Origin of the sequence: Micromonospora sp. WMMD708, assembly GCF_049315245.1 — a bacterium.
Taxonomy (GTDB): domain Bacteria; phylum Actinomycetota; class Actinomycetes; order Mycobacteriales; family Micromonosporaceae; genus Micromonospora; species Micromonospora wenchangensis.
Genome location: NZ_CP186060.1, coordinates 3582366 through 3601436 on the forward strand (window position 1 = coordinate 3582366; position 19071 = coordinate 3601436).

At 74.6% G+C, this 19071-nt stretch carries 21 protein-coding genes; 5 read left to right on the forward strand and 16 right to left on the reverse strand.

The annotated features are described in order from the left end of the window. Positions 1-2 precede the first annotated feature (2 nt). Genes ACN260_RS15855 through ACN260_RS15865 form a run of 3 tightly spaced genes read left to right on the forward strand, consistent with a single transcriptional unit; the run spans position 3 to position 4409 of the window. On the forward strand, positions 3-1076 hold the full coding sequence (locus ACN260_RS15855; RefSeq protein ID WP_422751848.1) for a hypothetical protein: 1074 nt from the start codon (positions 3-5) through the stop codon (positions 1074-1076). Beyond that, positions 1069-3753 carry an FtsK/SpoIIIE domain-containing protein gene (locus ACN260_RS15860; RefSeq protein ID WP_422751849.1) on the forward strand — a complete coding sequence of 895 codons (2685 nt, stop codon included), beginning with the start codon at positions 1069-1071 and terminating at the stop codon, positions 3751-3753. Before ACN260_RS15855 ends, ACN260_RS15860 begins: the two co-directional genes overlap by 8 nt. Then, complete coding sequence (locus tag ACN260_RS15865) at positions 3750-4409, forward strand: hypothetical protein (protein WP_422751850.1); 660 nt, start codon at positions 3750-3752, stop codon at positions 4407-4409. Before ACN260_RS15860 ends, ACN260_RS15865 begins: the two co-directional genes overlap by 4 nt. 35 nt (positions 4410-4444) lie before the next feature. Here the strand turns inward: ACN260_RS15865 and ACN260_RS15870 are convergent, their stop codons facing one another. The 10 genes from ACN260_RS15870 to ACN260_RS15915 form a co-directional block, all read right to left on the reverse strand. After that, complete coding sequence (locus tag ACN260_RS15870) at positions 4445-5716, reverse strand: cupin domain-containing protein (RefSeq protein WP_422751851.1); 1272 nt, start codon at positions 5714-5716, stop codon at positions 4445-4447. Between the two features lie 9 nt (positions 5717-5725). Continuing rightward, positions 5726-6031, reverse strand: a complete 306-nt coding sequence (locus ACN260_RS15875) for a hypothetical protein (protein ID WP_145920322.1) — start codon at positions 6029-6031, stop codon at positions 5726-5728. A 166-nt stretch (positions 6032-6197) separates the two neighbouring features. After that, positions 6198-6626 (reverse strand): DUF2267 domain-containing protein, encoded by a 429-nt coding sequence (locus ACN260_RS15880; protein ID WP_088647440.1) that lies wholly within the window; start codon positions 6624-6626, stop codon positions 6198-6200. A gap of 4 nt (positions 6627-6630) precedes the next feature. After that, on the reverse strand, positions 6631-6825 hold the full coding sequence (locus ACN260_RS15885; protein ID WP_422756731.1) for a hypothetical protein: 195 nt from the start codon (positions 6823-6825) through the stop codon (positions 6631-6633). Between the two features lie 328 nt (positions 6826-7153). Then, complete coding sequence (locus ACN260_RS15890) at positions 7154-7552, reverse strand: TraR/DksA family transcriptional regulator (protein WP_422751852.1); 399 nt, start codon at positions 7550-7552, stop codon at positions 7154-7156. A gap of 203 nt (positions 7553-7755) precedes the next feature. Next, complete coding sequence (locus ACN260_RS15895; protein WP_422751853.1) at positions 7756-8415, reverse strand: uridine kinase; 660 nt, start codon at positions 8413-8415, stop codon at positions 7756-7758. 334 nt (positions 8416-8749) lie between these two features. Continuing rightward, on the reverse strand, positions 8750-9358 hold the full coding sequence (locus ACN260_RS15900; protein WP_422751854.1) for a winged helix-turn-helix domain-containing protein: 609 nt from the start codon (positions 9356-9358) through the stop codon (positions 8750-8752). A gap of 284 nt (positions 9359-9642) precedes the next feature. Continuing rightward, positions 9643-10233, reverse strand: a complete 591-nt coding sequence (locus ACN260_RS15905) for a winged helix-turn-helix domain-containing protein (protein WP_422751855.1) — start codon at positions 10231-10233, stop codon at positions 9643-9645. A 51-nt stretch (positions 10234-10284) separates the two neighbouring features. Next, positions 10285-10782, reverse strand: a complete 498-nt coding sequence (locus tag ACN260_RS15910; protein WP_422751856.1) for a rhodanese-like domain-containing protein — start codon at positions 10780-10782, stop codon at positions 10285-10287. A 53-nt stretch (positions 10783-10835) separates the two neighbouring features. Next, positions 10836-11288, reverse strand: coding sequence for a cysteine dioxygenase (locus tag ACN260_RS15915; protein WP_422751857.1), 453 nt, complete (start codon positions 11286-11288; stop codon positions 10836-10838). 164 nt (positions 11289-11452) lie between these two features. Here ACN260_RS15915 and ACN260_RS15920 point away from each other — a divergent pair, with 164 nt between their 5' ends. Then, positions 11453-11851 (forward strand): ankyrin repeat domain-containing protein, encoded by a 399-nt coding sequence (locus tag ACN260_RS15920; protein WP_422751858.1) that lies wholly within the window; start codon positions 11453-11455, stop codon positions 11849-11851. Positions 11852-11913: 62 nt separating this feature from the next. On the opposite strand, the gene ACN260_RS15925 is transcribed toward ACN260_RS15920, so the two are convergent. From ACN260_RS15925 to ACN260_RS15950, 6 genes are all read right to left on the reverse strand, one after another. Beyond that, complete coding sequence (locus ACN260_RS15925) at positions 11914-12684, reverse strand: class I SAM-dependent methyltransferase (protein ID WP_422751859.1); 771 nt, start codon at positions 12682-12684, stop codon at positions 11914-11916. Between the two features lie 84 nt (positions 12685-12768). After that, entirely contained in the window at positions 12769-13272 is a 504-nt protein-coding gene (locus ACN260_RS15930; protein ID WP_422751860.1) for a DUF2231 domain-containing protein, read from the reverse strand. A 211-nt stretch (positions 13273-13483) separates the two neighbouring features. Continuing rightward, the gene (locus ACN260_RS15935) at positions 13484-14224 is read right to left on the reverse strand and encodes a GAF and ANTAR domain-containing protein (RefSeq protein WP_422751861.1); all 741 of its coding nucleotides are present in this window, start codon (positions 14222-14224) and stop codon (positions 13484-13486) included. Between the two features lie 176 nt (positions 14225-14400). Then, positions 14401-16692: an accessory Sec system translocase SecA2 gene (gene secA2 / locus ACN260_RS15940; RefSeq protein WP_422751862.1), complete on the reverse strand. Its 2292-nt coding sequence runs from the start codon at positions 16690-16692 to the stop codon at positions 14401-14403. A gap of 308 nt (positions 16693-17000) precedes the next feature. Next, the gene (locus ACN260_RS15945) at positions 17001-17204 is read right to left on the reverse strand and encodes a DUF397 domain-containing protein (protein WP_422756732.1); all 204 of its coding nucleotides are present in this window, start codon (positions 17202-17204) and stop codon (positions 17001-17003) included. Continuing rightward, positions 17201-17968, reverse strand: a complete 768-nt coding sequence (locus ACN260_RS15950; RefSeq protein ID WP_422751863.1) for a DUF5753 domain-containing protein — start codon at positions 17966-17968, stop codon at positions 17201-17203. Before ACN260_RS15950 ends, ACN260_RS15945 begins: the two co-directional genes overlap by 4 nt. Positions 17969-18749: 781 nt before the next feature. Between ACN260_RS15950 and ACN260_RS15955 the strand changes: the two genes are divergently transcribed. Next, entirely contained in the window at positions 18750-19016 is a 267-nt protein-coding gene (locus ACN260_RS15955; protein WP_422751864.1) for a hypothetical protein, read from the forward strand. The last annotated feature ends 55 nt before the right edge of the window (positions 19017-19071 follow it).

Genomic DNA, 19071 nt, shown 5'->3' on the forward strand with positions numbered 1-19071 from the left:
TCGTGTCGATCGTCGAGGACGTCGGAGCCCAGGTGCGGGCCGCCGCCGAGGAGTTCCCCCTGGCCCAGCTCGCCCTGGCCCTGGAGAAGTTCGGCCAGGCCACCGAACGGCTGCGCTGGGTACGCCAGGAGTCGGCGAACCCGATGGGGGTGCCGGAACTCGCCGCCGCCACCGAACACGCCGAGTCGGCCGGGCACGCCCTGCGGGTCGCCCAGGAACAGCTCTCCGGCTACCTGGCCGCCATCGGGCTGGCCCCCGACGGCCCGCCCCCGGCCCGCGCCGACGGCCCCGCGCCCCGCCACGACGGGCCCCGCGGCGACACCACCGCGCCGCCGGCCGCCCCGGCACCGGCCGCCGACGAGGATCCCACCGTCAAGCGCTGGTGGGCGGTCCGGGTGGCCGAGCTGACCGGCGGCCGGGAGGGCCCGCCCGAACAGCCGGACGAGCGGGTCGCCGACTCCCGGGAACTGCTGCACCGGGTCGTCGCCGGCATCCGCTCCGGCGACCGGGACCGGCTGCACCGGGAGCTGCGCGCCGCGCACGCCGACGTCGGCCTCGGGCTGGCCGCGATCGCCCCGCCGCTGCTGCGCGACCTCGCCGGGGAACTGCTCGGGCACCCGCCCCGCGCCGACGACCTGCCCCGGCTGCGCCGGGAACTGGACGGCCGGGTCCGCGACCTGCTGCCCGGCCTGCCGCCGCCGGTGCTGCACACCCTGCTCACCCGGGTCTGCCGGATGCCCCCGCCACGCAGGGGCGAGGACGGGCAGGAGCAGCCGCACGCCGCAGACTCGGCCGTCACCGCCGGGGTGCTGACCGGCGTACTGCTGGCCCGGCTCGGCCGTGACCTGCCCCGCGAGGAACGCGACCCGCAGCGGGAACCGACGCCACGGCGGGCACCGGAGGCCGACCGGTCGTCGCCCCGACCGCCCGCCGACCGGCACCCCGGGCCCCGTGCGCCGCGCCGTCCCGAACCGGCCCCGCAGCGTCGGCCCGAGCCGACGCCACCGCCGCCGCCCACCGGGTCGGCCCCGCCGCGCCCGAGGAGCCCGTGGGCGGACGGTGGACCCCGTGGCTGATCTGCGGGCCCAACTGGCGACGCGGGTACGCGGAATGCTCTCCGAGGCGCTCGGCGTCACCCGTACCCGGGTCGCCACGGCCGAGTCGGAGCTGGCCGCCGCCCGGGACCGGCTCGCCCGGGTCCGGCGGGCCGCCGCCGGAGTCCCGGAAAAGGTGGGCGTCGAACGTGACAGGCGGCTGGCCGAGATCGACAGGCGGCACGCCGCGCGGCTCGCCGAACTCGCCCACCGGGCCGCCGAGGCGGCCCGCCGGGAGGCCCCCGGCGCGGCCAGCGCCCCCTGGTCCCAATGGCAGGTCACCCCGGCCGGTCGCGGCGAGAGCCCCGGACCGCTGCGGGTCGGCACCCTGCGGGTCGCCGACGCCGAACCGGTCCCGGCGCTGGTGCCGCTGCTCGACGCCGGTCACGTGCAGCTGGACGGCGACGACCGGGAGGGTGCCGAGGCGGTGGTGTCGGCGCTGCTGCTGCGCGGTGTCGGCCGGACCGACCCGGGCACGGTCCGGCTCTACGGGTACGACCCCGAACACCTCGGCGGCGGGCTCGCCGGCTTCGCCCCGCTGGGCACCGCCGGGCTGCTGACCTTCGTCGGACCGGGCGGGCTGGCCCGGCTCCTCGACGACCTGGTCGAGCAGATCCGCCGGATCAACGAGACGGTGCTGGCCGGTGAGTACGGCTCGCTGCGGGCCCTGGCCGCGGCCACCGGCCGGCGGCCCGAGCCGTGGCGGGTCGCGGTGCTGCTCGGCGGCGACGAGCTGTCCCGGCACGAGCGCGGCCAGCTCGACCGGGTGGTCCGCACCGGCGCGGCCTGCGGGGTGCACCTGGTGGTACGCGGCATCGAGCTGCCCGACGACCCCGGCCTGACCCGGATCCGCACCGGCGCGGACGGCACCCGGATCGGCACCCCGCCCGGCCCCCCGGTACGCCTCGACCCGCCCCCGCCGGCCACCCTGGTCACCGAGACCTGCCGCGAGATCGCCGCCCGGGTCAACGCCGGCCCGCCGCCGACCCCCTTCACCGACCTGCTGCCCCCACCGGAGCAGATGTGGAAGGAGGACTCGGCGCACGGGCTGACCGCCCCGATCGGCGAGGGACCACACGGCCGGCCGGTGCTGCTGACCCTCGGCGACTATCCCCCGCACGCGCTGATCGGCGGGCCGTCGGGCACCGGCAAGACCAACCTCATCTTCGCCTGGATCGGCGCGCTCGCCGCCCGCTACTCCCCCGCCGAGCTGGAGTTCTACCTGCTCGACTTCAAGGAGGGGGTGTCCTTCGCCCGGTTCGCCCAGGGCCGGCGCGACCCGAGTTGGCTACCGCACATGCGGCTGGTCGGCATCAACGTCAACACCGACCGGGAGTTCGGCCTGGCGCTGCTGCGGTTCCTCGCCGAGGAGCTGCGCCGACGGGCCGACGCGGCCAAGAAACACGAGGTCACCAAGCTGTCCGAGCTACGGGCGGTGGACCCGGCCGGGCACTGGCCCCGGATCGTCGCGGTGGTCGACGAGTTCCAGGCGCTGCTCGCCGGCCGGGACGTGGTCGCCCGGGAGGCCGCGGACCTGCTGGAGGACCTCGCCCGACGGGGCCGCTCGCAGGGCATCCACCTGGTGCTCGCCTCGCAGGACGTGCGGGGCATCGAGGCGCTGTGGGGCCGGCCCGCGCTGGTCGCCCAGTTCACCCTGCGCATCGCACTGCCCAAGGCGCTGCGCATCCTGGCCGAACGCAACGACGCCGCGCAGGCGCTGCCCCGCTACCACGCGGTGGTCAACGCCGAGTCGGGCCTGACCGAGGGCAACGAGGTGGCCCGCATCCCGTCGGCCAGCGACTGGGAGACGTGGAGCGAGTTGCAGCACCGGCTGTGGCGGATGCGACCCGCCGACGCCGCCCCGGCCCGGCTCTTCGACGGTGACGCCATCCCCCGCCTCACCGAAGCCCCCGACTTCCGGGCCCTCGCCCCGCCGCCGGGCGACACCGCCCCGCGCGGCCCGGTCGCGGTGCTCGGGGAGATCATCGACGTGCAGGCCCGGTCGGCGGCGCTACGGCTGCCCCGGGCGCCCGGCCGTAACCTCGCGGTCCTCGGCACCCGGGTCGACGAGGCGTGCGCGGTGCTCGACGCCGCCGCCCGGTCGCTGGCCCGGCAGCACCGCCCCGGCACCGCCCGGTTCTCCATCGCCTGCCTCGACCCGGACGCCGACCCGGCGGCCCGCGCCCTCTACGAGGACCTCGCCGACGACGCCGCCTGGTACGACGACGAGACCGTCGCCGAACTGATGGCCGAGACGGCCACCGCGCTGACCCGCCCCGGCACCTCGGGCACCCCGCACTACCTGTTGCTGTTCGCCGTCGACGCGGCGGCCGGGGCGTTGGCGACGGGTTCGCCCGGATCGACCGGCCTGGACCGGCTGCGTCGCATCCTGCACGACGGGCCGGAGCGGCGTACCCACGTGCTGGCCTGGTGGCGCGGGGTGGCCCGGATGCGGGCCGACCTGGGCGGGCCGGCCGCCCGCACCGACCAGATCGGCGCCTGGGTGGCCCTGGACGTGCAGGGCGGCGAGCTGGGCTCGGCGCTCTACCCGGGTTCCGGGGGGCCGGACTGGTACCCGCGTCCGTGGCGGGGGCTCTTCTTCGACCGGGCGGTGCACCGCACCGGACAGGTGATCATCCCTTATGGTCCGTCCCGATGAACGAACCGGTCGCCAGTGACACCTACGCCGCGCACGTGCGCCGGCTCGCCGAGCTGACCGGCCGGGTGGCCGCCCAGCGGGCCGAGGCGCAGGCCTGGCACGACCAGCAGTGCGCCGCCGCCGAGCGGGCCGTCGCGCAGGCCACCGCCCAGCTCCGCGACGCCGAGCAGGAGGTCGTCGACGCCCGGTCGATGCTGGAGCGGGTCGACGCCGAGGTGGGGCACCTCTGGGCCGAGTTGCGGTCCCGGCTGGGCACCCGACGGCCCGGCGACCCGCCGGGGCCGGCCCGGGACGTCTCCGGTGACCCGGTGCCGCTGCTGCGCGGGGTCCGCGAGCTGCTGGACCGGGCCGGCCAGCGCGGTGAGCTGCCGGGGTCGGTGAACCCGCTGCTCGCCCTCTGCGGGGTGGCCGGCGCGGTCGTCGCGTACGCCCTGGGGGCCGTCGCCCGCGCGGTGGGCGAGCGTCACGGCGGTGACCTGGCGGTGGGCATGCCGGTGCTGGCGCTGGTGGTGACGTTGCTCGGCCCGGTTGCCGGGCTGGCGCCGGCGAAACGGTTGGCGGACCGCCGGCACGCCCTGCTCGGCCCCCGCCCGCTGGCGATCGTGTTGGTCACCGGGGTGCTGACCACGGTGCTGCTGCTGGTGTCGGCCCGCTGACCGCCCCGGGCGGTACCCGGGACGGTCAGGGTGGCTCACGCCGGCACGGCGACCGCCTCGCGCAGCAGCCGGCGGGCCAGCACCAGCCGGTCGGCGTCGTCGTCCAGGCCGGGCAGGTCGCCCACCCGTAGCCCGGTGGAGCCGAGCAGGGCGTGCAGCGCCGGCCCGCACTGGTCGGGCAGGGTGACGGTGCGGTCCACCAACCGCAGCGCCACCCGGGCGTCGGCGGTCGGGGTGAGCTGCCAGCGCAGGCCCGGGCGCGGGGCGATCCGGCTGTCGGCGGTCAGCGCGGTGAGCGCGGCGGCCTGTGCCAACGGCCGGATCGGCGCCGGGCGGGCGGCTGGCCAGGCCCGACCCCGCAGCCGGGCGGCCACCGCAGCCGGGTCTGCCCGCAGCAGCCAGTCGCGCAGCGCCTCCACCGTCTCGGTCAGCTCCGGCTCGATGGCGTCCGGGTCGGCCACGTCGGTGCCGAACGGCAGCCCGGCCCGCAGCCGGGGGTCCTCGGCGGCCAGCGCCAGCAGCTCCTCGACCAGGGCGTACCGGGTCAACGCGCGGATGCCGACGGTCAGGTGCAGCGAGCTGGTCTCCTGTGCCTGGGCGCTGTGCAGCCAGCCGCGCGGCAGATAGAGGGCGTCGCCCGGTTCGAGGACCACGTCCAGCGCCGCCGGCCCGTCGGCGGTGGCGGACACCTCGTCGGCCCGGCCGCCCCAGGGCTGCTTCTCCAGCGGGTCGATCAGCACCGGCGGGTGGATCCGCCAGTGCTTGCGGCCGTCGACCTGGAGCACGAACACGTCGTGGGTGTCGTAGTGGGTGGCGAAACCCTGGTTGCCCGGTGGGGTGAGGTAGGCGTTGACCTGCAACGGCTGGGTCAGGGCGGTGCCCAGGTCACGGGCGAAGTCGATCAGGGCGGGCCAGAGCCGGTGCAGCCCCTGCAACACCAGGGTCGCGCCGCCGGCGTACAGCTCCAGGACCCGCTCGTCGAGGACCTGGTCGCCGATCTCCGCGCCCGCGCCGCCGCCGCCGGTGAACCGGGCCGCCGGCACCAACTGGCCGTCGCGGGCCACCCGCAGGAACGGGGTACGCAGCCCGCGCCGGCTGAGCAGTTCGTCGGCGTCGGCCGGGCTGAGCAGGTCGGTGAAACCGTCGGGGTTGGGCAGTTCGGCGGCCCGCGACAGCAGTGGCGCGCGGCCCCAGTGGGCGGCGGCGAACTTGGCCGGTTCGACGCTGACGCAGCGCTGGAGCGCCCGCGTCGCGGCCGACGGGACCGCCGGGCGGCCGTGGCCGCCCGGCGGGTCGATGGTCGTCATGGGTGTCGGTCAGCGGGCGCTGCCGTCGGCGCCACCGTCGTGCTGACCCGGGGTCGCGCCACCGTCGGCCGGACCCTCCGCGCTGCCGTCCGCACCACCGTCATGCTGACCCGGGGTCGCGCCACCGTCGGCCGGACCCTCCGCGCTGCCGTCCGCACCACCGTCGTGCTGACCCGGGGTCGCCCCGCCGTCGGCCGGACCCTCCGCGCTGCCGTCCGCACCACCGTCGTGCTGACCCGGGGTCGCGCCACCGTCGGCCGGACCCTCCAGGCCGCCGCCGCTGGTGGTCTGCATGTCGTCGTCGTTCAGTGCCATGGGTGCTCCCTCGGGTGTGCCGCCCCGCCGCAGGGCGGGGTCTGTCGTACGCGGGTGGTACCCCCCACACGATCTTCTCTAACCACACCGTAGACGGCCCGTCCGACGCGCGGGACCGATCGCCGGCCCCGGGCCGCGCGGGCTCGCCGGTCCGGGGCCGGTCGGGTCAGGGAATCAACCGTTGCAGGTCACGGGGCATGCCGGCCTTCACGTCCTGCCACTCGCCCTGGGTGACGTGCCGGCGCAGGGCGTCCAGCACCACCCGGGCCACCCGCTCCGGGCCGCCCTCGACGTCGTAGGGGAAGCCCTGCCGGACCTCGTAGAGGAAGTCGTCCCGGTTGAGTTTCACCGGCACGTCCTCCGGCCGCCACCCGTCGAAGTAGATGCCCCGGACGAGCACCGGGAGCTGGGCGGAGAACTCCGCGCACTCCTGGACGGTCATCCGGTCGCGCAGCAGGTGCAGCACCGTGCGCAACGCCGCGTACGACTGGTTGCGTCGCGTCCGGGGCCACCCGTACGCGTCCTCGATGTCCTTGAGGATCAGGTTGGTCTTGTCCACCGAGGACTCGAACGCCGACATCAACTGCTCGGCCATCGGGTCACCCCCCGACCTTCGGTTCGCCGCCCCAACGCCGGTCGTCGGCGCGTCGGGGCGGCCCCGACGGGCCCCGCCCCTGCCGGGCCGGGCTGCCGAACCGTCCGGGCCGCTCCGGTCGACGGGTGTCGTCGCCACCCGTGCCGACGACGTGCAGCACCGCACCACGTCGGGGATCCGCCACCACCCGCACCGTCATCTCGGTCACCTCCGTACCCGTGCTCGGCTACCCGTGCCCGGTCATCCGGGCCGTCGGCCCGACCGGGTCCACTCCGGCCGCGGGTGCGGCCGGTACCGTCGAGGTTGCCCGTCGGTCGGGTGAGTCGTCCTCACCCGACCGGGGTGAAGCGCGGTGGCGGGTGACCGGGCGTCGCGGCCGATCTGGCGGCATCTCCCCGTGGGGATGCCGCTCCTCGGCTCCGCGAAACGATCAGCGGTGCGGGGCAGGGGGCGTCGACCGGTCGACGCGGCGGCGGGACCGGTGGGCGGCGTGGGCCGGTGCCCGGTGGTGGCGGTGGGCCGCAGGCTCAGGCGGCCCGCCGCTCCCGGGTCTGCTTGCAGCCGACACAGGAGGTGGCGGACGGGAAGATCTCCAGCCGCTCCACGGGGATCGGCGCGGTGCAGCCCTCGCAGAAGCCGTAGGTGCCCTCGTCCAGCCGGGTCAGGGCGTGCTCGAACTGGGCCCGCCGGTCGAGGATGGTGCGCAGCAGAGACTGTGCGGTGTCCCGCTCGGCGGTCTTGGTGCCGCTGTCGGCCTGGTCGTCGCCGGCGGTGTCACCGACCTCCACCAGCCGCAGCACCTGGCTCTGCGCGACCGCCTGCTCGTACTCCGCGGACAGCTCGTCGTAGCGGGCCCGCAGGGAGGCCCGGATCTGGTCGGCCTCCGCCGCGGTGCGGGCGGTACCGACGGTGTCGTGGACGAGCATCGCTGCCTGCCTTTCCTGGGACCGGCGCGACCCGAGGGCACGCTCCGGGCTCGGTGGGCACGGTGAGATCATCCGTACCGTGTGAGTCCCGCGATTACCCACCGCCCCGTCGCGCCAAACCACCGGTTTCGCCGTCGTCTCGACGGGCGGATCGGGCCGTCTCACCGTCCCGACCAGCTGGCTCCACCCGTCACGGCAGGGCCTCAGTCGGCCCGCTGCACCCAGGCCGGGTGCCGGGGGTCGTCGACGCGCAGGACCACGTCGGCGAAGGACTGCGGGGCTACCTCGTCGGCGTACCGGGCGAAGGCGGGCAGGGTCCACCGCTGCGCCGGGTCGGTACGCCGGGCCAACGCGGCCGGCGAGAGCACCAGGTGCACGGCGACGTCGAACGGCAGTCCCCCGCCGAGCAGCAGCGCCCCGCTGACCAGCAGTACCGTGCCGGGCGACAGCTCCTGGTAGGCCGCCCGGCTGGCCCGGTCGGTCCGGGCGTCCCAGAGTGAGGGCAGCACCCGCCCGGTGCCGCCGGGGCCGGCCGGGTCGAGCACCTCCCGGCGCAGGCCGGCCTCGTCGATCCAGCCCTCGTAGTAGGCGTCGGGGTTGGTCCGGCCGAACTCGAAGCGGACGGAGGCGGGCCGCAGGAAGTCCCCGGCGCGCAGGTGCAGCGCCGGGCGTCCCCGGGCACGCAGCGGGTCGATCAGCGCGTCGGCGAGCCGGTCCGGGGCGGCGGCGGGGGGACCGTCCACCGCGACCCGGAGGTGGGCCGGCGGCGCGGACCCGTCGGCGGTCGGCCCGGGGGCGACCGTGAGGAGCCGTTCGGTCAGCTCGGTGACGAGTCGGTCGGGTGAGATCGGACGGACACGCATCCGACCATCGTGCCCCGTGGGCCGGTGACCGACCCGGCGGCCCGCGCACCGGGCAGTGCTGCCCCCCGGAGACACGACCGGCTCACCACGCCGGGCCTGCCGTCGATCCGGCTGCGGGGCCCGGCGGCACCCGACCGCCGGTCCGGTTGACGGGACTCGGGGCGCCGAAAATTTTCGCCGACGGTGACCCCGGCAGTGGGCGATTCAGACCGTTCGCCGGATTCGGCCGGCGGCACGCACCGTGGGGCGGCCCGGCGGGGCTGCACGCGACGGTGGGCGGTGCGGGCGGGCGGTGGGGCGGTGCGGGCGGCGACAGCGGCCCGGCCGGGGCGGCTCAGCCGGTGCGGTCGACGGTGACCCGGGCGTCGTCGGCGAGCCGGTAGCCCACCCCGTAGACCGTGGTGACCAGCGGGACGTCCACGCCGACCTTGCCGCGCAGCCGACGCACGTGCACGTCCACCGTGCGCACCCCGGCGTGTTCGTAGCCCCAGACGGCGTTGAGAAGTTGCAGCCGGGTGAACACCCGGCGGGGGTGGGCCACCAGGTGCAGCAGCAGGTCGAACTCCAGCCGGGTCAGCGGCAGCGGCTCGCCGTCGCGCAGCACCGAGCGGGAGGAGGCCAGGATGTGCAGCATCGGAATGGTGGCGGCGAGGGGACGCCCCGCCGACCGGCCGGCCGGGACCTGCTCGGGTCGCCGTTCGGCGGGAACGCCGGTGGTGGCGATGGTGCACTCGCCGCGTTCCAGCATCTCCCGGGCCGCCTCGAGCAACCGGCGGGCCGGCGGGGTGAGCGACTCCTCGTTGGCCAGCGGGATGGAGAGGGTCACGGTGAGCACCGGGGTGGCGGCGTTGGCTGGGCGGCGCTGACCACCGGGAGGCCGACCCGGAACCGAGGGCTGGGACGTATGCCATCCGGCGCGCGACGATGCGGGGCTGACCGACATGGTCCTCCTTGGGCTGGTCCGGGTATCTCCCCACGGCCCGGGACGCCGCTGCATCGATGCTTCCCGGCCCCTGGACGAGGGTCAAGGGGCGACCGCGTTGCATGAATGTGACAATTGACGAACAGTTCGCAGCCGATCCCTCGCTCTGCGTACGAGCCAGATGATTACAGCAGAAGCGTCGACGTGCCCGGGTACGGGGGTGCCCGCCGGTCGGATCACGGCCGACACGCGGCGACGCACCCGGCTCGCAGGGAGCCGGGTGCGTCGGGGAATGGTCGACAGGGTCAGCGGAACCGGTCGACCCGCACCCTCGCCTCGTCGGCGAGCCGGTAGCCCACCCCGTACACGGTGGTCACCAGGGGGGTGTCCGCGCCGAGCTTGGCGCGCAGCCGCCGGATGTGCACGTCCACGGTACGGGCGACGGCGTGTTCGTACCCCCAGACGTTGGCGAGCAGTTGCAGCCGGGTGAAAACCTGGTGCGGGTGCTCGGCCAGGAACAGCAGCAGGTCGAACTCGATGCGGGTGAGCGGGATCTCCCGGTCGCCCTGACGCACCACCCGGGTGCCGGCGAAGATCCGTAGGGTCTCCGGGGGGTCGTCGGTCGGCGCGGGCTCCCCGACCACCGGCCGCGGGCGCGGGGCCGGCAGCGACGACAGCAGGCGCGGCGCGGTCGGCTCGCTCAGCCGGACCGCCCCCTCCCCCGCCTCGACCAGCTCGCCGAGCAGGTCGACCAGGCGGGCCAGCCGGGGCGTCAGCGGCCCGGCGGCCAGGTCGAGGGTGATGGTCAGCGAGGGCGTGGAGCGGGGCCGGCCCGGAATCACCCGGTCGGGACGGCCCGGCGGGTGCGGACGCGCGGTGAGGGTGACGAGGGACATGGGAGCCTCCTGTGTGGCGGTGCGTCCGTCACGCCCGGTGGGGCGCGGCGGTCAGTGCGGCGTCCGGCCGGCGGTCACCGGCGGCGCGAAGGACGGGGTGCGGTGGGTCGGCGTCGGCGTCGGGCCCAGGGTCGGCAGGCCGGCGATCCGCCAGGCGACGAAGCCGCCCACCACGTCGGTGGCCCGGTGCAGGCCGATGTCCTGCAACGCGGCGGCGGCCAGCGACGAGGTGTAGCCCTCCTGGCAGATCACCAGCACCGGCAGGTCGTAGTCGACCGCCTCGGGCAGCCGGGCCGGGCAGCGCGGATCGAGCCGCCATTCCAGGACGTTGCGCTCGATCACCAGTGCGCCCGGCACGGTGCCGTGGGCGGCCCGCTGGGCCGCCGGCCGGATGTCGACCATGATGGCCCCGCCCCGGCAGGCCAGATGGGCCTGTTCGGGGTCGAGCCGGCGCAGTCGGGCGCGGGCCTCGGCGAGGATCTCGTCGATGCCGCGCGACCCCGGTGGTGGGGCCGGACAGCTCTCGGTGAGGGTGGCGTGTTGCGGCATCGTCGCGGTCCTTCCATGGGCGGGCCGACGGGTGGGGGAAACGGCGGGCAGCGTCACCAGGAGACGCCGGCGCGGGCGATCTCGGCGACCCGGAGCCGCCCGTCGACGAGGTGGTAGCGGGTCATGTGACGCAGCGCGGGGAGGTAGACGTGCACGCTGACCGCCGGCTGGTCGCCCCGGTTGGTCACCACGTGCACGTGTCGGGGACCGAACCGGCGACCGGTGCCGGCGGCGAGGCGGTGCGGACGCAACCGCCCTCCGGAGACCGTCTGCTCGGTCAGCTCGCCGCCGACGACCAGGAAGGCCCCCGAGGAACCACCGTGGTCGTGCAGGTCGGTGCCCTGGCCGGGCAGCCAGCTCAACGCCCAGACCTCGTGGTCGTCGGCCGAGGCGAGCCGGGCGTACCACCGCTCGGCGCGATCGAACCGTAGCGGCACCGCCCAGGTGGTCGGGTCGGCGTACCGGGCGGCGACGGTGAGCAGGTCGGTGGCGTGGATGCTGGTCATGGCTTCTCCCGTGTGGTGCGTCCCCCGACACTCTAGACTGTAAAGCCTATAGGTTTAGTAGGTAATACCGAATACTGGGACACGTCGGGCGGGCAGGCTCCCGTCACCGGTGGTCACCGGGCACCGGGCACCGGGCACCGGGCACCGGGACCTAGGCTGAGCGGATGACCGAGGAGATCGACGCCGAGACGCTGGCCTTCGCCCACCGGATGTTCGACCTGGCCCGGGCGGGCGAGGCCACAGAACTCGGTGGCCACGTCGACGCCGGGCTACCGGTGAACCTGACCAACGACAAGGGTGACACGCTGCTCATCCTGGCCGCCTACCACGCCCGTCCGGAAACCGTCGCCGCCCTGTTGGCCCGGGGTGCCGACCACTCGCGGGTCAACGACCGGGGGCAGACCTCGCTCGCCGCGGCGGTGTTCCGGCGCAACGCCGAGGCGGTACGCGCCCTGCTCGACGCCGGAGCCGACCCCGACCACGGAACCCCGTCGGCGGTGGAGACGGCCCGCTTCTTCGACCTGCCGGAGATGCTCGCCCTGCTCACCACCCGCGCGGCATGACCCCTGCGGCGGGACCGGTGCCGCACCGGTGAGCCGCACCACCGCGCATCACGATAGGTCCGTCAGGCGGGCCCGGCGGTCGGCTTGACGGCCTCGATCAGGAAGCGTCGGGAGTGGGCCACGAAGGCACCCTCGGCACGGATGTGCGCGTGCAGCCGTTCGAGCTGCGGCCGGTACCGGTCGACGTCGAAGTCCGGCACCGTCCACACCACCTTGCGCAGGAACCAGACCACCGCGCCGACGTCGTGGAACACCGCCCGCAGGGTGGCCTGTTCCAGCCGTGTCACGTGCAGGCCGGCGGCCCGGGCAGCGGCCACCGCCTGTGCGGTGTGCCGGGTGGCCGGCGGCGGCAACGGGCCCAGCACCGCCTCGCTCAACTCCCGCATCGTGCCGGCACCGATCTGCTGGGACAGGTAGCGCCCACCGGGGCGCAGCACCCGGGCGATCTCCGCCCACGGGGTGTCCACCGGATGCCGGCTGGTCACCAGGTCGAAGGCGGCCACCCGGAACGGCAGCCGGGACCCGGGAGCGACCTGCACCACCCGGGCGCCGACCCGTCGCAGCGTACGCCGGGCGACCGCGACGTTGGGTGGCCACGCCTCGGTGGCGACCAGCAGCGGCGGCGGTTGGGGCAGCTCGGCGAGCACCTCGCCCCCGCCGGTGTCGATGTCCAGCGCGGCCGTGACCGTCGCCATCCGCGCGGCCACCTGGCGGGCGTAGCCCCACGGTGGACGCTCCTCGGTGGCCCGCCCGTCCAGCCAGCCGAAGCCCCAGCCGTCGACGGGGGCGGCGGCGGCCTCGGCGATCAACTCCGCACAGCTCGGCCTGTCCATCCGCCCACCCTGCGGCAGGAGCCGTACGGCCGGCAACTGGATTTGGCTCAGGCGGCGCGACCCGCACGAACCGGCCGGGCCGGGTCAGGGGGCGGGACGGAGGATCTCCACGGTGGAGCCGGAGGGGACCCCGTCGAGGGTGTCGAAGCCGGTGGGCTCGCGGCGGCCGGACTCGAACTGCCTCATCAGCCGGGTGCCCAACCCGACGCCGACCGCGCCGACGAGCAGCGCGACCAACTCGGTCACCAGCAGCACCCCGCTCGCACCGCGCTGCGGGGCGTCCGCCCGGACCAGGCAGGACAGCAGGAAGAGCGCGGCCATCCCGGCGTTGACCATGTTGAAGGTGACCATGGTGCGGCGGTGCGGTCCCGGCCGTACGTCCCACAGGTCGATCATGCCGGCGACGGCGGCGAGCCCGGCGGCCACCAGCGCGGCGATCGCCGTCCAGTAGCCGACCTCGCCGAGGAACGCCGGGCCGCCCGCCACGTCGGCGAGATCGAACACGGTGGCACTGACGAAGAGCCCGAACGGGAACGTCACCAGCATCGGTTGGATGGGATGCCCCTGCACCCTCAGGCGGCTCTCCATCGTTTCCTCCCCGGGATCGGCTCAGCTCACCGGTCCAGGGTGCTACCCGCAGGCAGCTACGACGAAACGATCGGGCCGTGATTCGCGGGTCCGGGGAGAAACGACACCGTGGGCCGAGGTCGTACCGGGACCCGACCCGCCGACGCAGTGGCGTCGCCACCGGTGCCGTCACGTCGGCGTCGGTGAGCGGGGCGGACGAACCGGACGGTCGTCAGGACTCGCGGGGGCGGGAGACGGTGGTGACCAGCCGTTCAGCCACCTCCCGTAGCGGGATGTCCAGTGAGGACGCCGCGCTGCGCAGCACGTCGAGGGCCTCGGGCGCCGGGCAGCCCCGCTGGGTCATGATCACCCCGACGGCCTGCCCGACGACGTTCTCCCCGAGCAGCGCGCCGTCACGTTCGCTGTCCCGCTCGGCCCGGCGGGCCCGGTCCCGGACGGCGGCCAGCAGCAGGCCCGCGTGCTCGGCGAGCAGCATCGCGGTCAGCTGGTGCCGGGTGCCCAGCGTGCCGGGCCGGCCGGCGTACAGGTTGATCGAGCCGATGGCCCGCTCGTCGACGTCCACCGGGGCGGAGATCACCCCGCGCACGCCGAGCCGGTGGGCGCGGTCGGTCCAGGCCGCCCACCGGTCCTCGACGGTCAGGTCCGCCGCGATGATCATCTCGCGACGGCGGATAGCGTCCATCGCGGGTGACTCCGCGCCACGACCCAGGTCGTCCAGCTCGGCCAGCCGGGGGTCCGACGCGGCCGCCCCGGCGGGCTCGCCGGCCCGCAGCGCGGTGAAACCGCACCAGAGCACCCCCGGCACGGCGTCCGCGGCGATCCGGACCAGCTCGGTCAGTGCCTCGTCGAAGTTGTCGACCGCGATCAGTCCCGCGGTCAGCTCCCGCAGCAGGGCGGCCGTCTCCAGTACCCCGAGCGTGTCGATGGTCAGCTCCCGCATGTCCAGGTTCACCGGCCCGCGGGCTCCGTCGTACACCTGCCGCCCGGCACCGGCGTCGTTGCCTGTGTCATCGTGATGATCTCTCTCCCGAGTCGTGGGCCCCGGGCTACTACCCTGGTAAAACCGGATCGAAACCGCGCAAAGGAACCCCTCCCGCGCATTTCGCGCCGGAGGGGTTCCCGGGCCGCTCAGCGGGCGGCGGCGAGCCGGCGGCCGACGGAGGCGATCAGCCGGTCCAGTTCCGAACCGAACGGGTTGTCGTGCACCAGGTACGTCCAGGTGGCGCTGGGCCGCACCAGCTTGGCGGCGTCCGGCTCCCAGTCCTCGGCGAACTCGGTCTCCTCGAAGGTCGCCAGGGTCCGCGTCTCGATCTCGGGGATGAGGTTGGTGAACGCCGGCACCGCCGCCCGGTGGAACTCGTCGAGCGGGTCGAGCCGACCCAGCGCCCGCAGGTGCACGCCCTCGCGGACCTCGGACAACTCGGCCAGGTGCTCCGCCCAGAGCCGGTCGGTGTGGTAGAGCGCGATGGAGCGGGCCACCCGGGCCAGCAGGTCCTCGTCCATCTCGCCGGCCTTCTCCGGCATCCGGTCGAGCAGCATCAGCGCGGCCACGTCCGAGGTGAGCAGCCGCTCCCGACGCTCGGCCAGGGCGATCCGCTGCTGCTCGATGACCACGCTGTAGCGCCAGGTGTTGCGGTGGATCTCGTGGTTGACGCCTTCGGCGACCCGCTGGGCGTGCTCCACCGCGTAGTCGACCTGCTCGTCGGTGACCAGGCCGTCGGCGTTCATCCGGGGCGAGGCCGGAACGGTGTCACCGGCGTGCCGCACGACCAGGTCGTCCTCCAGGCTGACGAAGAAGACCGAACCACCCGGGTCGCCCTGCCGGCCGGCCCGACCACGCAGCTGGTCGTCGACCCGGCGGCTGTCGTGCCGGCCGCTGCCGATCACGTACAGGCCGCCGAGTTCGGCCACCCGCTCCCGGTCGACCTGCTCGCTGCCGCCGAGCCGGATGTCCACGCCCCGGCCGGCCATCTGGGTGGAGACGGTCACCGCGCCGTACGCGCCGGCCTCGGCGATGATCGCCGCCTCCTCGTCGTCGTTCTTGGCGTTGAGCACCACGCACGGCACCCCGGCGGCGCGCAGGCCGTCGGCGAGCCCCTCGGACTCCCGCACGTCGAGGGTGCCGACCAGCACCGGACGGCCCGCCTCGTGGCAGCGCCGGATCTCGTCGATCAGCGCCTCCTCCTTCTCGGCCCGGGTCGCGTAGATCCGGTCCGGCTCGTCCTCCCGGACGCAGGGGGTGTTCGGCGGGATCACCGCCACCTCGAGGCCGAAGAACTCGCGGAGCTGGTCGCCGACCAGCACGGCGGTCGCCGTCATGCCGCACAGCTTGGGATAGAGGGCGATGTACGCCTGCACGGCGATGGTGCCCAGCACCTCACCCTCGGCGGTGGCGTCCAGCCCCTCCTTCGCCTCCACGGCGGCCTGCAGGCCGTCGGGCCAGCGACGGCGCTGGGCGACCCGGCCGCGCATCTCGTCGATCAGCTCCACCGAGCCGTCGCGGACGATGTAGTCGACGTCGCGGTGCAGCAGGGCGTGCGCGTGCAGCGCCACGTTCACCGCGGAGAGCTGGCCGACGTGTTCGGTGTCGTACAGGTCGATGCCGCCCAGCTTGGCCTCGACGGCGGCCAGCCCTTCGCTGGTGAAGGCGACGCTGCGGCCGTCCTCGGCGACCGTGTAGTGCCGGCCCTTGCGCAGGCCGCGCACCAGCGCGGCGGCGGCGTGCACCGGGTCCTGCTCGCCGGTGGTCGAGCCGGCCAGCACCATCGGCACCCGGGCCTCGTCGATCAGGATCGAGTCGGCCTCGTCGACGATGGCGGTGGCCAGCGGCGGCTGGACCCGGTCGGCGATGTCCGTGACGAGCTGGTCGCGCAGGAAGTCGAAGCCGGCCTCGCTGACCGAGACGTAGGTGACGTCGCAGCCGTACGCGGCCCGCCGCTCGGCCGGGGTGGACGCCTCGTTGACCCAGCCCACGGTCAGCCCGAGCAGCCGGTAGACCGGCGTCATCCACTCGGCGTCCCGGCGGGCCAGGTAGTCGTTGACGGTGAGCACGTGCACCGGCCCGTTGCCCAGCCGGACGTGCCCGTAGGCGGCGACGGTGGCGGTGAGCGTCTTGCCCTCACCGGTGGCCATCTCGGCGACCTTGCCGGACAGCAGCGCCATCGCGCCGAGCAGCTGCACGTCGTACGGACGCTGGTCGAGGCCCCGGCGGGCGGCCTCGCGGCCGACGGCGCAGATGTCCACGTACTCCGTGGCGGCACCGGCGGCCTCGGTCAGCGCGTCGTCGTCGAGCGCCGACAGCTCTTCCTCACGCGCGGCGACCCGCGGCAGCAGCTTCTCCAGCGGAGCCAGGTCGACCGTCGTCCCCGGGCGCTGGAGGAACCGGCGGAACCTGCTCTTCAACCGTTGCGACACACCCATGAGCGGCAACGGTACGCGAATTCGGCCGGGAACGGCTGCCCGGTCTGTCCGACGCGGCCCCGGCGTCCGGTTGTCGGCACGTCCGGGCAGGTCAGCGAGGTGCGCCGGCGGCCCACCGGAAGGTGGCGGGCAGCTGGTCGACCGGGACGCAGGCTGACGGTCGTCGATGATCAGCTAGGCCAGCCCCGCGGGCGCGGGGAGGCGGGCGATCGCGCCGCCGGTCGGGCCCGGCGGGCCATCACCGCCGCGTGCGCGGAGATGCAGAATTACCGAGCTGGGGCGCTATAGATCAACTTCCTGGATGCACGTCACCGTGCCGCACGAGCCGACTCCCACCGACTCGCGAAGTCGACGAAGCCACGCCACGCCGCCGGGGTGAACGCGAGCACCCCGCCGTCCCGGTCCTTGGTGTCCCGCACCAGGACGACACCGGGCAGGTTGCCCGCGACCTCGACACAGTCGCCGCCGTTGCCGCCGCTCTTCGTGCTCTTGTGCCACCGCGCAGCGGTCAGGTCCATGATGCAGCCGCTTCTCTCAGGAGATCCAGGGTCCGTCCACGAGGGAGCGCCTCCCCACGGATACGCTCCCACCGCCGCTCAAGGTTAACAAGGTCAGAGGGCTTGTCCAGAATCTGCGCCTGCGCCGGACCATCGACATGCGCCACTCTCGCCCCCTCCGGCAGGTCGGCGATCACGAACGGCCCGTCGAGCCCCGGATAGCTCGGCGCGTCGGCCGGGACGACGTGCAACTGCACGTTCGGCAGCTCGGCACAGGCGAGAAGGTGCCCGAGCTGGGCTGCCATCAGCGCCCGACTGCCACCGACCCGTCGACGCAGGACGCCCTCGTCCAGGACGGCGACCAGCAGGGGGCTGCGCTCACGGTGCAGGATCGCCTGTCGACCGAGCCGCGCGTCGGTCAGCTCGTCCATCGCCTCGGCCGTCAGCGTTCCGCCGGTCAGCGTCGCCCGCGCGTACGCCTCGGTCTGGAGCAGGCCGGGCACCCAGGCAAGTTGAAAGGCCCGTAAGGTGGTGGCTTCCCGCTCGATGTCGACCCAGGGCCGGAACCAGACCGGCTCGCGCCGCTTGACGATGTCCGGCCAGAGGGTATCGACATCGCGCTCCAGCAGTTCTGCGACGGTGGCCCGGTGGCGACTCTGCGGAATGTGCCCAGGATTTGCCCAACGGGCGACGGTCTTCGGATGCAGACCGAGCTTGCCGGCGAGACTCTCGGCCGTGTAGCCCGCCTCGGTGATCGCCTTGACAAATGCATGATTCATGCCCATTTCCTCCCCGAACAAAGCAACCGCCCGAAAGACGTAACACAACGCTGTGTGATTGTCTAGCAACCCTCGGCAAGGTGGGCGACAGGACGACGCCGCCGCTCCGGTCCCGCACCAGCGGTCGCGCCCGTCGGGTGGGGCCGTTCGAGAAGGGCGGGCGGCCCCACCCTCCACACCGCCGAGGGACAGGAAGCCACCGTGCCGAAAAACGACCGACCGAAACCCGCGCCGAAACCGAGCAACCCGACGCCGACGCCTCCCCCACCGCCCGCGCCGCCGATCGTGCCCGGTCCGATCGGCCCGTTCATCCCGCCCTACCGGGGACCGGGCCGAATGTTCAACGCCGCTCCGCCGGCACAGTGGAGCACCGGCCGGAACCGGGGGCCGGCGCGATGAGACATCGCCCGATCCGGCCGGGCGACCTGCTGCACCTGACCCGCGCCGCCTCACCCCAGTTCACCAGGCCCATCACCGTACGAGCCATCCGCGAGCTGGTCGACCAGCACACGTACGACGGATGGGTGTGGATCACCGCGTACCAGCTGAACGCCGCCGGGGACGCGGTCCGACACCGCGAGTTGTACCTCCGACGCGACGGCCTGAGCTGGTTGACCGCGATGCCGGCGACTCGCCGCGCCGGCACCCCGTCGTCCCCGACCCGATGCCGGCCAGCACCGCCAGCACCGGCAGGACCAGCAGCACCGGCAGCGCCTCGGCCGCGTCGGCAGGGCGCGGGGAGGGCGACGCCACCCCCGTGCCGACCACCTGCGGAGTTCTCGTGACCAGCCCGCTGCCGGGCCGGCACACCCCCTTGCGGCCGACCTGGCTCTGCCGGATCGACGCCCACCCCTGGCCCTGCGGCCCGGCCAAACTCGCCCTGCTCAGCGAGTACGCCCACCACCGAGCCGAACTGCTCGCCCTCCTGGCGACCATGAAGGACGAGGCGGAACAGCACCTGACCTCACTCGACGGTGGCCGCCCCACCGACCTGACCCGCCGTTTCCTGGCCTGGCCGCCCCCACCTGCCGCCCCTTCACCGCAGTGATCAAGAGGTTTACGTCAAGAATCCCGTTCCACCATGACGTAAACCTCTTGATCAC